Here is a 13,675-nt window from a genome sequence, read left to right as displayed (position 1 = left end):
GGAGTCTTTCCATGAGCACATTGCGCACTACAGCTTTCCAACTCGCGAGTCTGGCCCTGTTCATCGGTAGCGCCACCCAGGCCATGGCCGAGGACATCACGTTCGTATCCCAGGGCGGTGCTTATCAGGAAGCCCAGAGCAAGGCGATCCTGGAGCCTGCGGCGAAAAAGCTCGGTCTGACGCTCAAACAGGACAGCTCGCCCAAGGCCTACCCGATCATCAAGACCCAGGTCGAGAGCGGCAAGGTCACCTGGGACGTGGTGGACCTGCCCACTGGCGACTGCATCCGTGGCGAAGCCGAAGGGCTGTTCGAGAAGCTCGACCTTGCGCTGATTCCCAATGCCGCGCAAATACCCGACAGCCTCAAGGACGAATACAGCGTCGGCTACATCAGCTACTCCACGGTGCTGGCGTATCGCACGGACGCGTTCAAAGGCGCGGACGTACCCAAGACCTGGGCCGACTTCTGGGACACCAAAAAATAGGTTCATCGCGCTTTCCCGGGGAAGGCAGCCTTGATTTTCAGGAAAAAGTATTCCGAGTCCCGAAAACCATAGGCCATACGCTTGATCACCTTGATGCGGTTGTTGACGCCCTCAAGGACGCTGGTATGCATATGGAAGTTGGCACTGGCGAGGATGCCTCGGGCGTATTTGCGCAGGTTGCGAGCGAAGCGCTGTAGCGGCGCGAGGCCGCTGTCCCGGGCGTGCCGCAACCAGGTTCGCCAGCGGCGCCAGCCCTCTCGTACGCTGGGGGCGAACCAGACATCCTTCAGCGCATCCTTGAGGACATAGACCGTAGCCAGCGGCTGGTTGGCCGCGAGTAGTTCTTGAAGCTGCACGGCTTGTCCGTCCTTCAGGTTGTTGCGATTGCGCAGCAGCAGCCAGCGGCTTTGCTTGACCGCCTTTCGTGCCGGCTTGTCTTCGCGCAGGAGGTTGGCCTGGTCAACCCGGATACGGTCGATCACATCCCGACCGTAGCGCGCGACGACGTGAAACAGGTCGTACACCACTTCGGCTTGCGGGCAATGCTTCTTCACCTCCAAATCAAAAGCCGTGTTCATGTCCATGGCCACCGCCTCTATCTGCTGGCAGTGCTTGCCGAGCAATTCAAAGAACGGGCGGACCGCCTCGCGGCTGTTGCCGTGGCCGACCCACAATACCCGCGTTCGCTCGGCATCCATGATGACCGTGGCATAGCGATGCCCTTTGTGCAGGGCGAACTCGTCCATCACCAGGCGGCGGACACCGGTTGAATCGAAGTTGCCTACCTCGGCTTGAAGGCGTCGTTTATCGAGCGTTTTGAGGGTGTGCCAATGCAGGCCGGTGAGCTGGCTGACGTGGCTGATCGGCAGCAGCCGCAGCAAGCTTTCGAGCCATATCCGTAACCGCTGGGTCAGCCGAGATGCTGGCTCCAACCAGTCGATCCGCTCGGTCACCCGCCCACAACTCAGGCAATCGACTCGGCGCACTGGTAGTTGAAGCAGGACGCGCTGATCGAACAGATCACGATCACGCACCAGACGAATCCGGCGATCGTGAATCAACGGGCTGAACTGGCCACAACGCCCGCACTTAGGAAGAGAGCCGGCTTGAGGTTCAAGCTCAATGAGGAGGGTGTTATCGGTAGATGGGCGACAGGTAACGGCGTCGTAGCCTGGCCAGAAAGCGGCAAGATCAATAGGATGCACGGCGACAGCAGGGACAGGTGAAGGGTGTGTTTGGCGACTGCCAATTTACCTGCTTCCCTGACTGTCAACTCGCTCTTCCCCCAGACTCCGCGAAGAACCAAAAAAAACGGATCATGCGAAATCCTTCGTTGAGTTTGGCGCGGGTTTTTAGCAAATCAGCTGGCCCGCGATCCGGTTGAGAGTGATCCGAAGCGGTCCTTGACGACCGGCACAAATCGGTCAGAAGCGGTCGATGATTCCAATAAATCCGCCCCCTTTTTCCCGTAACTCCTGGCTACCTGCGACCAAGTCTAAGCAAGCTTCTGTGTCAGCTGCCCGATGAATAGCCGCAGCCATTCGTGCTGAGGCTTACTGTTCTTGGCAATGTCCCAAACCATGAAGCATCGAAATGATGGAACCGGAATCGGCGCCGGACAAATACTTAGCCGAGTCATGGCCGAATAGCTCTCGGCGGCGAACGTGGGAATTGTGGCTATCGCGCCGCTGCTGATCAACGTGGTGAGCGCGCCACTGAAGTGGGTGAATGAGGCTATAACACGCCTCGAATAGCCCGCCGCTTCGAACATGTCGTCGATAAAGCCGCGGCGGCCGTCATAGGAAACTCGCACATGGCTTGCCTCGAAGTACTCCTCCAGGCCGATAGGTGTGCCTGCGTTGTCTGCGCCAGGCAGGTACAAGCAGGAGTATGACGAGGAAAACAGCACCTTGGATGAATACCCGCTGCTGAAGTCTTTCGGCTCGCTGCAAATCACTAGATCCATGTCCGGATCTTGTAGCGACTGTTTCCACAGTGAGCTGTTGCTCTGATGGAACGAAAAGCTCACTCCCAGCCCCTGATCCGCTGCGGCGTTAACGATCCGCGGAGCGAGATAGGCCTCAATATCATCGGACAGACCGATGTTGAAAATGTAGCTCGAGTCGTGTGCGGAGAAATCCGGCTCTGCCCCAAGCACGCCTGAGATAGACGTAAGGGCCTCGGCGATCTTCGGCGCCAGCTCCATCGCCCTACGGGTTGGCTGCATTCCGGAAGCGGTGCGGATAAAGAGCTCATCTCCGAAATGCTCACGCAAACGACGCAACGCCGAGCTAACTGCCCCCTGGGTCACATGCAGCATGGCCGAGGCTCGGGTGGCACTGCGCTCGGTCATCAGGCAGTGGAACGTCAGCAGCAGGTTCAGATCAATTCTCGAGATATTACGTACACTAATCCGGCTCATATTTTCTAATCGTTTGCTCTGCGGCCGAGAGGATTCATAGTCTGCTGCCCATACACACCTAAGAAAAGCTGGGGAGCACCGTGGACGCAATTAATAAAAAAGTAAATCCAAGCAGTATCCATACCAAGGGTGAGCAGTCAGACATTCGCAAGCGTGCAATCGCGGTGGGTATCGGCAACTTCATGGAGTGGTTCGACTTCGCCATCTACGGCTACTTCGCTGCCGTGATCGGTATGTTGTTCTTCCCCTCTAGCGCCCCAGGTGTATCGCTGCTGTCGTCGCTGGCAGTGTTCGCCGTAGGCTTCGTATCGCGACCATTTGGAGCATTGATTCTGGGGCCCATCGGTGACCGCCTCGGTCGCCGCGCGGTGCTTATCATCACTGTCTTCGGTATGGGTGTGTGCACCACGATCATCGGACTTTTGCCCACCTATGAGGCAATCGGTATCGCTGCACCTGTCTTGCTGATCGTCATGCGTTTCGTGCAAGGCATGATGGTAGGGGGCGAATGGTCTAGCGCAGGTATCTACATCGTAGAGAGTGCTCCGTCCAACCGCCGCGCGACGGCAGCCAGCGTTATCACTGGAACGGCTGGCTTGGCCTTCTTGTTTGGTACGTTCACCGCCGCGAGCCTCACCTCAACACTCGATGACCAGCAACTGGCGTCCTGGGGCTGGCGGATCCCATTCGTTGCCTCCATCGTGATGACCGGTATCGCCATCTTCATCCGCCGGAAGCTGGGTGATACCCCCGTGTATGAAGAGCTGGTACGTCAACGCGATTCACAACAGTTCGAAGCACCGAGCAAGTCTGTACACCGTCGCGCCTTCATCACTACTTTCGCCTTCTCAGCGCTGTTCGGCGTCTCGCTCTACTACTTCATCACCTACGCCAATAACCACCTGGTCACTACCGTTGGGCTACCACGAAGCAATGCACTATGGCTGTGCAGCATCGCGCTGGTTGTCTATGTCATTGCCAATCCACTGATCGGCCGGCTCAGCGACAGCATCGGGCGACGCAAGCTGCTGCTCAGTGCTGCTGCCGCACTCTCTGTACTGGCCTATCCAATCTTCCTGCTGCTCAACACCGGCAACCCAGTGGCAATCCTCGCAGGATTGATCGTTCTGGGACTACTTGTGGCTGTAACTGCGGTGATGGATGTGGTGCTGCTGGTTGAAGTCTTTCCAGCGTCCATCCGCTCCACGGGAGCAGCGCTCGGTCACAACCTGGCCCTGGCGACACTCGCAGGCCCAGGCCCCTTCATTGCCGCCGCCCTGATTAGCCAGGCTGGCGACGCGAACATCCCTGCCGCCTATCTAGCAGCCGTCTCGCTGGCATGCCTCATCGTGCTGTGGAAGACCTTGCCGGAAACCCGCGACAACGACATCACACGTTTCTAGGTTCTTACTGCCCTCAGGAGTTTTTCATGACCAAAATTGCAGTCATCCAGGCCGCCTCTGTTCCTTATGATCCTGCAGCCAGCGTTGAAAAGGCTTCCACAATTCTGCGGCGCGTAGCAGATCAAGGTGCAAGGCTGGCCGTATTCCCTGAAGCGTTCATTGGCGGATATCCCAAGGGGATAGCTTTCGGTAGCGTAGTGGGTAATCGCAGCATCAGCGGGCGTGAGCTGTACCAACGCTATGTCGATGGGGCTGTGACGCTGGATGGGCCGGAACTGGCATTGCTTGCTGAAAGTGTCGAGCACACAGGGGTTACCACTGTGATTGGTGTAATCGAGCGCTTCGGTCGCACCCTTTACTGCACCGCGGTCACCATCGCCCCAGGCCGGGGTATTGCCGGTTACCACCGCAAGCTGATGCCCACCGGCCAGGAACGACTAATTTGGGGCTTCGGTGATGGCTCGACAATCGAGCCTGTAGAAACTGATTTTGGCGTCCTGGGGAGCGTGATTTGCTGGGAGAACTACATGCCAGCACTACGCCAGGCCATGTATGCCCAGGGTGTTCAGATCTACTGCGCCCCGACAGCAGATGACCGTCCGTCCTGGGCCAGCTCCATGGTGCACATTGCTCTTGAAGGGCGTGTTTATGTGTTGTCAGCCTGCCAGGCAATCCGTCTTGGTGAATACCCACAACAGCACCGCGATGCATTCGGCCTGGAGTTCAACGAGGACGATTACGTGATGCGAGGGGGCAGCATGGTTGTAAGTCCGCTCGGAGAAGTACTGGCAGGGCCGGTGTTCGACTGCGAGACAGAAATCTATGCAGACCTCAATATGGATCTGCTTAGCCAAGCCAACTTGGACTTTGATGTCGTCGGCCATTATGCCCGGCCGGACATCTTTGAACTCAAGGTGAACATTGCCCCGCAGGCCCCGGTAACCCTGGAGCGATAAGTAGAGCCTGTTTAGTGAAATCCTCCCTTTGACCGTCCAGTTTGGGCATGACTGCTTTAGGGATAGAGCCGCCGCAAGGCGGCTTTTTATTGCTGGCCAGGTTGTTGCCGCCATTTCCTGTGTAGCGAGGGCTTAGGCCCAAACCGATTTGCCAAGACAGATAACTCACCGACTTAACGTCCGCTTGTGGCACAAAGCGGACCAGCTATCGGCCAAGAGATGCCTTTCGCGAATAGCTGAACGCCCCGAGAGCGCATTGGGCCGCTCGGCGCGGAATTGGTGAAAGGCTGGTGACTGGCCTGTGTTGGCTCGGTCAGACTTCGGGCAGCCTCACCCTAGTTGGGGCTAACTGCTTACCGACCATCAGAGGCAAGCCAACAACAACTGCCGATAGTGCTGAGAAAAACTGACCTGATAGCTCGGCTCAGCAGCAAAATCCCCCAGCGAGTAGGCACCCGCCAAACCTGCACCAAGGCTTTGCCCGGCCTCGCCTCCACCGCAGCCATCGATATCGCAGGTAGCCCCCATCCCACCAGCCATCGAACCAGAAGAGGCAGCGGGCATCTTCACCCGGCTCAGCACTGCCAGGTCATCCGGCAGATCATCCGCAATGCGCTCCGCAAAGCGCCGCAATGTTGGCTCCGCCAGCATGAACAGCCAAGCCTGATCATCGGACTCGCCCATCCGCCGCAGCACGCGCCCCAGGACTTGCCGGTAGTGCAGCTCAGTACGGATGCGGCTGAGGTAGCAGCACACCTGCAGGCGGGGGATATCCGTACCCTCGCTGATCATCCCAACAGCGACGATCCAGCGGCAATCACTGTGCCTGAACGCATTGATCACCTGTTGGGCATTCGGAGTCCGGTTGGTCACTACGCGGCAACCTTCCCCGCTGGCTTCCAGAGCCTGGACAATCTGCTGGGCGTGCTCAATATCGGTGGCGACCACCAGGCCGGCTGCATCCGGCTTGATCTGGCGAAGCTCATCCAGCTTGGCGCATCCCAGGCCGAGCAGTTGGTCGATCACCTCGTCATGGCGCAACAGCTCTTCGAAGGTGACGGGGGATTCACCAAGCAGCTTGGCGATGCTGGGGAACAGCCTGACGGTGCTCTCGGTCTCCAGTTCTTCAGTTAGCTTCACCTTCTGGTTATCGAGAAGGACGATGCGGGGCGCGCGGCACACCCCGTCGGCAATGGCCTCCCTCAGGCCATAGCGGTAGTCGCAGATCAGGTGTCCCTCGGGGGACGAGTAGCGGGCCAGGGTGTTGCCGCTGACCGAAAACTGACCCAGTAGAGGCTGTTCTGCCGACTGAAAACTGACCCAGGTGTTCAACTGCTTCTGCTCAATTTTTGAGCAGGAGAACACAGGGTGATCAGTATGGAAATGATGGGCAAAATTCGGCGGATGTATTTCCGCGACAAGCTGTCGCTGCATGAGATAGCCAAGCGCACCGGGCTGGCGCGCAACACGATTCGCAAGTGGGTCAGAGCACCTGAGGCCAAGCAGCCGGTGTACCAACGCCGCGCGATCTTTAACAAACTCAGCCCTTTTCACGCCACGCTAGAGCAGGCGCTAAAAGCCGATTCGCTGCGCCCCAAGCAACAGCGGCGCAGTGCCAAGGCGCTGTTGGCGCAAATCAAAGCCGAAGGTTATGACGGTGGCTACAGCCAGCTCACCGCGTTTATCCGTGCCTGGCGAGGGGGACAGGGCAAGGCGTCGCAGGCCTTTGTGCCGCTGACCTTTGCTCTTGGCGAGGCGTTTCAGTTTGACTGGAGCGAGGAAGGCTTGCTGGTCGGCGGCATTTACCGGCGTATGCAGGTGGCACATCTGAAGCTGTGTGCCAGCCGTGCGTTCTGGCTTGTGGCGTATCCGAGCCAGGGCCATGAGATGTTATTTGACGCCCATACACGCTCGTTCGGCGCCTTGGGCGGCGTGCCGCGCCGGGGCATCTACGACAACATGAAGACGGCCGTCGACAAGGTCAATAAGGGCAAAGGCCGGGCGGTGAATGCACGCTTTGCGGTGATGTGCGCGCATTACCTGTTCGATCCGGACTTCTGCAACGTCGCCGCTGGTTGGGAAAAGGGCATCGTTGAAAAGAACGTGCAAGACAGCCGCAGGCGTATCTGGCTAGACGCCCAGGACTGCCAGTTTCACTCCTTCGAGGAACTCAATGCCTGGCTGGGCCAGCGCTGCCGCGCGCTTTGGAACGAGCTGACGCACCCTCAATACAGCGGGCTGAGTGTGGCCGAAGTGCTGGAGTTGGAGCGCGCTGAACTGATGCCTGTGCCAGCGCCATTCGACGGTTACGTCGAGCGGCCTGCGCGGGTCTCCAGCACCTGCCTGGTCAGCGTCGGGCGCAACCGCTACTCGGTGCCGTGTGAGTACGCGGGTAAGTGGGTCAGCAGCCGTTTGTATCCGACGCGAATCGAGGTGGTGGCTGACGACGCGCTGATCGCCAGCCATGTCCGCTTGCTGGATCGCGACCAGGTCAGCTATGACTGGCAGCACTACCTCCCGCTGATCGAACGCAAGCCCGGTGCGCTGCGCAACGGCGCGCCCTTTGCTGATCTGCCGGCGCCGCTGCGTCAGCTTAAGCACGGTCTGGGGCGTCATGCCGGCGGTGACCGGATCATGGCGCAAGTCCTGGCTGCCGTACCGGTCGCCGGACTCGATGCCGTGCTGGTAGCCGTTGAGCTGGTACTGGAGAGCGGCAGCCTGAGCGCCGAACACATCCTCAATGTCGTGGCACGGCTGACAGCATCCGAACCACCACCCAGCGTCGAAACCCACTTGTCGCTCAAGGAAGCCCCCGTCGCTAACACGGCGCGCTACGACCGCCTGCGTGGCCAGGCCGAGGAGGTCGGTCATGCGTGATTTGATGGCGGAACTCAAGGAGCTGCGCCTGCACGGCATGGCCACGGCCTTGGCGGAGTTAACTGCACAGGGTGAGTCGAACACAGCCTCGTCCAAGTGGCTGCTCGAACACCTGCTGGAACAAGAGCACACAGATCGCGCCATGCGCTCGGTGAGCCACCAGATGAACATGGCCAAGCTGCCGATGCACCGCGATCTGGCCGGCTTCGACTTCAGCGCCTCCAGCGCAGACGCTCGTTTGATCAGCGAACTGGCCAGTCTGGCCTTTACCGACACCGCGCAGAACGTGGTGCTGATCGGTGGGCCTGGCACCGGTAAAACCCACCTGGCCACTGCGCTGGCCGTGTCCGGCATCACCCGGCACGGCAAGCGCGTGCGCTTCTACTCCACGGTCGATCTGGTCAATCTGCTGGAGCGCGAAAAGCACGACGGCAAAGCCGGGCGGATCGCCCAAGCTCTGCTGCGCATGGATCTGGTCATCCTCGACGAACTGGGTTATCTGCCCTTCAGCCAGGCCGGCGGTGCGTTGCTGTTTCACCTGCTATCCAAGCTGTACGAACACACCAGCGTGGTGATCACCACCAACCTGAGCTTCGCCGAATGGTCGAGCGTGTTCGGCGACGCCAAGATGACCACCGCCCTGCTGGATCGGCTGACCCACCACTGCCACATCGTCGAAACCGGTAACGAGTCCTATCGCCTGCAACACAGTAGCTTGGCGGCCCAGGCCAAGATCAAATCACGGGAGCGAAAGCGTAAGGGCGGCCAGGAACCGGAGGACGATGAGCCGTTCTGATTTCATGGCGACGACGGCCTGCTACATGGCTGCGTGTGGCAGGTCTTAAACAACTGAACTGGGCTAGCGAAGGAGTGGGGGCAACAGCAGCTGCGCTGGTAGACTTATCCACAGTTGCTGGTAACAAAATCAGCAATCCGCCCTGGGTCAATTTTCCATCAGCGCCAACACACTAAGCAACCATCAGAAAATTTTGACTGTACGCCAAAAAATTCGCATCTACCAGCATCTAAACAGGCGTTGCAGGGCAATCGCATGAACGCCTGCCGATTTGAATGAGTCCTTTCCCAGCGGGCATCCTGAGCGCCTCTCTACTCAGGATGCCCTGCAATGTCGCATCACATACCAATCTCCGATGTTCTGGTCGCCATCAATGATCCCCGTCAGCAGGGCAAGATTCGTCACGACCTGGTCGAAACACTGGTCGTGGCTATCTGCGGCGTGCTTGCCGGCGCTGACACCTTCATCGAAATCGAACTCTGGGCTGAGCAGCGGCTGGACTGGTTCCGCCGTATTCTGAAACTACCCCACGGCATTCCCTCACACGACACCTTTGGACGGCTATTCAGCCTGATCGATCCAGAGGAGTTCGAGCAGGCCTTCCGCTGTTGGGTTGCGGCGATCCTACCGGCCCTTTCTCCGCAAGTGGTTGCCCTAGACGGCAAGACCAGTCGCCGCTCCGGCAAGAAAAACACGGCCCCGTTGCACCTGGTCAGCGCTTTTGCGGCTGATTCAGGGCTGATTCTCGGGCAGAGGGCGACCTCCCAGAAGTCCAACGAGAAGACCGCCATTCCTGAGCTGCTGGCCACACTGGCGCTTGAGGGCTGCACCGTGACGATCGATGCCATGGGTACCCAGCCGGACATTGCACAGGCCATTCTCGATCGCGGGGCGCACTATCTGCTGGCCATCAAGGGAAACCAGCCGAAGCTGGCCGAAGCGATCGATGACTTCGCTGACACCTTTTTGGACGGCGATCCTGCCCGGGTACCCCATGCGCACTTCGAGCATGTCGAGAAGGACCATGGCCGGCTGGAGGTTCGTCGCAGCCATGTTTTCGACCAACTCCAGTGCCTGCCACAGCCAGAACGCTGGCCAGGACTGCGCACTTTCGTGATGCTGGAGTCCGAGCGGACTGTGGGCAACCAGACCAGCCTGGAGCGCCGTTACTACATCAGCAGTCTTGCTCCGGATGCAGAGCGCATCGCACATGCCATCAGGGCGCACTGGGGCGTGGAGAACCGCGTCCACTGGTGCATGGATGTCATTTTTGGTGACGATCAGATGCGGATCCGAACCGGGCATGCTGCCCACAACATGGCCGTTCTCAAGCAACTTACATTGAATTTGATCCGGTTGGATCCGGTCAAGCGCAAGGGTGGCATCAAGGCACGAAGGCTGATTGCTGCAACCTCTGATGATTATCGGGCTGAACTATTAGGTCTCAGGTGAGCTTCATGCGATTGCCTTGACAGGCGTTGTTGATTATCATAAAACACTGACACTGTATTATATAATCGTGCTTTTGTGTTATTTTTTTAATATTTACTGATTACGTACTTGCTTAACCACTCAGTTGCGCTAGAATTAATAGACGCGAAATTTAAATCTCTAATTTTCCAACACTTAGTAAAACCTCGTTTGCCATCCCACTACCATTGTAGGAGCAAATCAGGAGACATAAAAAATTAGCGGTAGCGTGCCTGGCCCTCTAGATAAGTATTGGAGACTGTAATGAAGTTTGAAAAGTCACAGACAGCAATCGACCACCTGACTCCCGAGCAACACCGAATTACCCAGGAGGCGGGCACCGAAAGGCCCTTCACGGGCGAGTACAACGACAACAAGGAGCCTGGCATCTACGTCGACATAGTGTCGGGAGAGCCACTGTTCGCTTCGACGGACAAGTTCGATTCGGGTACTGGCTGGCCCAGCTTCACCAAGCCGATCGTTTCGGCAAACGTGAACGAGGTGCGGGACAGCGCACACGGCATGGTCCGGACGGAGGTCAGGTCAGTACACGCAGACAGTCATCTCGGCCATGTGTTCCCCGATGGTCCTTCCGACCGCGGCGGTCTGCGGTACTGCATCAACTCAGCGTCCCTTCGCTTCATCCCGCGCGACGAGATGGAGTCCGAGGGATACGGTGAATATCTCGATCAAGTAGAGGAGGCTTAACATGCATCAGCGCGCTGTTCTCGCAGGAGGATGTTTCTGGGGCATGCAGGATCTGATCCGCAAGCGGCCCGGCATCATCTCGACCCGTGTGGGTTACACGGGCGGCGATATTCCGAACGCCACGTATCGTAATCACGGCACGCATGCCGAGGGGATCGAGATTGTCTTCGACCCGACAGTGACGAGCTACCGGAACATCCTGGAATTCTTCTTCCAGATCCACGATCCGACGACGCTGAACCGCCAGGGCAATGATCGTGGGCTCTCCTACCGGTCGGGCATCTATTATGTCGACGAGGAGCAGAAGCGCGTCGCCGAGGATACGATCGCCGATGTGGATGCCTCGGGGCTGTGGGATGGCAAAGTGGTGACCGAGGTCCAGCCGGTCGGCGAGTTCTGGGAGGCCGAGCCCGATCACCAGGATTATCTGGAGAAGCGCCCGGGCGGCTACACCTGCCACTTCGTCCGTCCCGGCTGGGTGCTTCCGAAGCGCCAAAAGGTTGACGACGTACAGCCAGCGGCCGGGACCGCGGCGGAATAGGCTTCACTGCCGTTGCCACTGCGCCGATCCGGTCCGCAATCTTCGTGACCGCGTCGTTCAGCGACGCGGTCATCGAACCCTACTTCAGAGTGACGGCTCGTTCCAGTCAGTCGCCATCGCAACACCAGGATCGCAGATTTATGCCAGACCTCTCGTCCTTTCCGATCACGCAGCGCTGGCCGGCATCTCATCCCGATCGCCTGCAACTCTACGCAGCCCCTACGCCCAATGGCGTCAAGGTCTCGATCATGCTTGAGGAGACTGGCCTGGCGTACGAGCCCCACCTGATCGACATCTCGAACAACGAGTCGAAGGATCCGGCGTTCGTGTCGCTGAACCCGAACGGACGCATACCGGCGATCATCGATCCGGCTGGCCCTGACGGTAGACCCATCGCCTTATGGGAATCCGGTGCGATCCTCCTCTATCTGGCCGACAAGACGGGTCAGTTCATCTCCACCGAACCAGGCCAGCGTTACGAGACCCTAGCGTGGGTGTTCTTTCAGATGTCGGCCATCGGGCCGATGTTCGGTCAGCTCGGCTTCTTCCTGCGATTTGGCGGCAAGGACTATGAGGACAAGCGGCCGCAACAGCGCTTTATCGACGAATCCACGCGTCTGCTGGGGATTCTGGATCGCCGGCTGGAAGGCCGCGACTGGATCGTCGACGACTATTCGATCGCGGACATCGCGACGCTCGGCTGGGTGAATGCGCTGGTGGAATTCTACGCTGCGGGTGACATCCTTGGCCTCAGCAGCTTTTCGAACGTCCGCGCATGGCTTGGACGCGGGCTGGCTCGACCGGCCGTCCAGCGTGGCCTCCACATTCCCGCGAGGCCAGCATGAGCATCATCGCCGCCTATTATTACAACGAAGGCAAGCGAGTTCGCGAAATCGCGCTCGATGAGCACGTCAAGTTGGGCGAGAGTCGCTCGGGCTTCTGCTGGATCGCGCTTAGCGAACCCACCCCCGAGGAACTACTCGCGATCCAAAGGACATATAATCTTCATCCGTTGGCGATCGACAACGCGATGCACCCGCTGTGCCCGCCCAAGCTCGAGGTCTACAACGATGAGTTGTACGTCGTCGCGCAGACCGCCGAGCTGGTCGGCGACCGGATCAGCTACGGCAAGATGGCGATCTTCACCGGTCACAATCACCTTATCACCGTGCGGCACGGCAATGCCGGAGCGCTGGGCAAACTTCGGGAGCAACTCGAGGCATCGCCGACGCAGTTCGGCAAGGGTGTCGACTATGTGCTGCACGCGATCTTGCATCGCGTGGTCGACCAGTATCTGCCCATCTTCGAAATGATCGAGGACGACGTCCTGGCGATGGAGCGACGGTCGCTGCACGATTTCCTCGGGCCAGAAGAGGTGGCGCGAATCTTCGAACTAAGGTCCGAACTCACGCGGTTCCAGCGCACGCTCGGGGCTATGGCCGAGCTGGTGCGAAAGCTCGTTCGCGGCCACTTTCCCTGCATCAGCGCCGAAATGACACCATATTTCCACGACGTCGCGGACCATGTCCACCGCGTGCAGTCCATGGTCGACGGCCTCCTGCTTGTCCTGTCCACGGTCTTTGAGGCCAGCAGCCTTCTTGAAGCGCAAAGGACGGGGGTGATCACCCGCCAGCTGGCGGCTTGGGCGGCAATACTGGCAGTCCCGACGGCGATCGCTGGAATATACGGCATGAACTTTAAGCACATGCCGGAGCTGGACACGGCCTACGGATACTTTGTCGTGCTCGGAGTGATAGCGATATCGTGCGTTTTCCTATTTGTGCGCTTCAAGAAGGCTAAGTGGCTGTGAATACTGCCCATCGTTTTCTTCGCCGTCATCTGACGGTTACAGCGGGCCTTATACGGAAGCTTGTCCAATCCAACTCAAGATGAAGGTGCGTCCATGACATAGCAGCTGACCGACGCTCTACAAGCAGTTCAGTCCTTCATCGCCAAGGGCTAAGACCGCGAATAGCGCGTCAAGGACAGCAATCTCGTCGATCTCGAGCCAGGATCA

At 58.7% G+C, this 13,675-nt stretch carries 11 protein-coding genes and 2 pseudogenes; 10 read left to right on the top strand and 3 right to left on the bottom strand.

The genetic code is table 11. The features are described from left to right. Positions 1-11 precede the first annotated feature (11 nt). Positions 12-482: pseudogene (locus LMH93_RS28700) on the top strand (extracellular solute-binding protein); the annotation flags it as partial. Between the two features lie 5 nt (positions 483-487). On the opposite strand, the gene LMH93_RS28695 reads toward LMH93_RS28700, so the two are convergent. Then, the gene (locus LMH93_RS28695; protein WP_003464938.1) at positions 488-1,690 is read right to left on the bottom strand and encodes an ISL3 family transposase; all 1,203 of its coding nucleotides are present in this window, start codon (positions 1,688-1,690) and stop codon (positions 488-490) included. 290 nt (positions 1,691-1,980) lie between these two features. Next, positions 1,981-2,907, bottom strand: a complete 927-nt coding sequence (locus LMH93_RS28690; RefSeq protein ID WP_003464940.1) for a LysR family transcriptional regulator — start codon at positions 2,905-2,907, stop codon at positions 1,981-1,983. 80 nt (positions 2,908-2,987) lie between these two features. On the opposite strand from LMH93_RS28690, the gene LMH93_RS28685 reads away from it, so the two are divergent. Then, on the top strand, positions 2,988-4,310 hold the full coding sequence (locus LMH93_RS28685; RefSeq protein ID WP_049273832.1) for an MFS transporter: 1,323 nt from the start codon (positions 2,988-2,990) through the stop codon (positions 4,308-4,310). Between the two features lie 26 nt (positions 4,311-4,336). Next, positions 4,337-5,266: a carbon-nitrogen hydrolase family protein gene (locus LMH93_RS28680; protein WP_003464945.1), complete on the top strand. Its 930-nt coding sequence runs from the start codon at positions 4,337-4,339 to the stop codon at positions 5,264-5,266. Between the two features lie 363 nt (positions 5,267-5,629). Here LMH93_RS28680 and LMH93_RS28675 read toward each other — a convergent pair. Beyond that, a pseudogene (locus tag LMH93_RS28675) lies at positions 5,630-6,526 on the bottom strand (DEAD/DEAH box helicase); the annotation flags it as partial. 117 nt (positions 6,527-6,643) lie between these two features. Here LMH93_RS28675 and istA point away from each other — a divergent pair. From istA to LMH93_RS28640, 7 genes are all read left to right on the top strand, one after another. Then, a complete protein-coding gene (gene istA / locus LMH93_RS28670; RefSeq protein WP_110992713.1) occupies positions 6,644-8,143 on the top strand; it encodes an IS21-like element ISPst3 family transposase in 1,500 nt (499 codons plus the stop codon). Beyond that, positions 8,136-8,939 (top strand): IS21-like element ISPst3 family helper ATPase IstB, encoded by an 804-nt coding sequence (gene istB, locus LMH93_RS28665; protein WP_071890699.1) that lies wholly within the window; start codon positions 8,136-8,138, stop codon positions 8,937-8,939. Before istA ends, istB begins: the two co-directional genes overlap by 8 nt. Before the next feature lie 330 nt (positions 8,940-9,269). Further along, positions 9,270-10,391 carry an ISAs1-like element ISPa60 family transposase gene (locus LMH93_RS28660; RefSeq protein ID WP_076611919.1) on the top strand — a complete coding sequence of 374 codons (1,122 nt, stop codon included), beginning with the start codon at positions 9,270-9,272 and terminating at the stop codon, positions 10,389-10,391. A gap of 282 nt (positions 10,392-10,673) precedes the next feature. Beyond that, on the top strand, positions 10,674-11,117 hold the full coding sequence (gene msrB, locus LMH93_RS28655) for a peptide-methionine (R)-S-oxide reductase MsrB (protein ID WP_003464965.1): 444 nt from the start codon (positions 10,674-10,676) through the stop codon (positions 11,115-11,117). Position 11,118: 1 nt separating this feature from the next. Then, a complete protein-coding gene (gene msrA / locus LMH93_RS28650) occupies positions 11,119-11,658 on the top strand; it encodes a peptide-methionine (S)-S-oxide reductase MsrA (RefSeq protein WP_003464967.1) in 540 nt (179 codons plus the stop codon). A gap of 140 nt (positions 11,659-11,798) precedes the next feature. Then, positions 11,799-12,503, top strand: a complete 705-nt coding sequence (locus LMH93_RS28645) for a glutathione S-transferase N-terminal domain-containing protein (RefSeq protein ID WP_003464969.1) — start codon at positions 11,799-11,801, stop codon at positions 12,501-12,503. Continuing rightward, positions 12,500-13,468 carry a magnesium and cobalt transport protein CorA gene (locus LMH93_RS28640; RefSeq protein ID WP_003464971.1) on the top strand — a complete coding sequence of 323 codons (969 nt, stop codon included), beginning with the start codon at positions 12,500-12,502 and terminating at the stop codon, positions 13,466-13,468. The genes LMH93_RS28645 and LMH93_RS28640 overlap by 4 nt, the downstream gene beginning before the upstream one ends. The last annotated feature ends 207 nt before the right edge of the window (positions 13,469-13,675 follow it).

Source organism: Pseudomonas sp. CIP-10 (genome assembly GCF_020911845.1).
GTDB lineage: Bacteria > Pseudomonadota > Gammaproteobacteria > Pseudomonadales > Pseudomonadaceae > Aquipseudomonas > Aquipseudomonas alloputida.
Note: the sequence above shows the minus strand (reverse complement) of the source record. Positions and strands in the feature narration are given on the sequence as shown.

Bases quoted from the DNA above. Each gene is read 5' to 3' on its own strand.
- LMH93_RS28690 (WP_003464940.1), bottom strand. From the start codon at position 2,907: ATGAGCCGGATTAGTGTACGTAATATCTCGAGAATTGATCTGAACCTG.
- LMH93_RS28680 (WP_003464945.1), top strand. From the start codon at position 4,337: ATGACCAAAATTGCAGTCATCCAGGCCGCCTCTGTTCCTTATGATCCT.
- istA (WP_110992713.1), top strand. From the start codon at position 6,644: ATGGAAATGATGGGCAAAATTCGGCGGATGTATTTCCGCGACAAGCTG.
- istB (WP_071890699.1), top strand. From the start codon at position 8,136: ATGCGTGATTTGATGGCGGAACTCAAGGAGCTGCGCCTGCACGGCATG.
- LMH93_RS28660 (WP_076611919.1), top strand. From the start codon at position 9,270: ATGTCGCATCACATACCAATCTCCGATGTTCTGGTCGCCATCAATGAT.
- msrB (WP_003464965.1), top strand. From the start codon at position 10,674: ATGAAGTTTGAAAAGTCACAGACAGCAATCGACCACCTGACTCCCGAG.
- msrA (WP_003464967.1), top strand. From the start codon at position 11,119: ATGCATCAGCGCGCTGTTCTCGCAGGAGGATGTTTCTGGGGCATGCAG.
- LMH93_RS28645 (WP_003464969.1), top strand. From the start codon at position 11,799: ATGCCAGACCTCTCGTCCTTTCCGATCACGCAGCGCTGGCCGGCATCT.
- LMH93_RS28640 (WP_003464971.1), top strand. From the start codon at position 12,500: ATGAGCATCATCGCCGCCTATTATTACAACGAAGGCAAGCGAGTTCGC.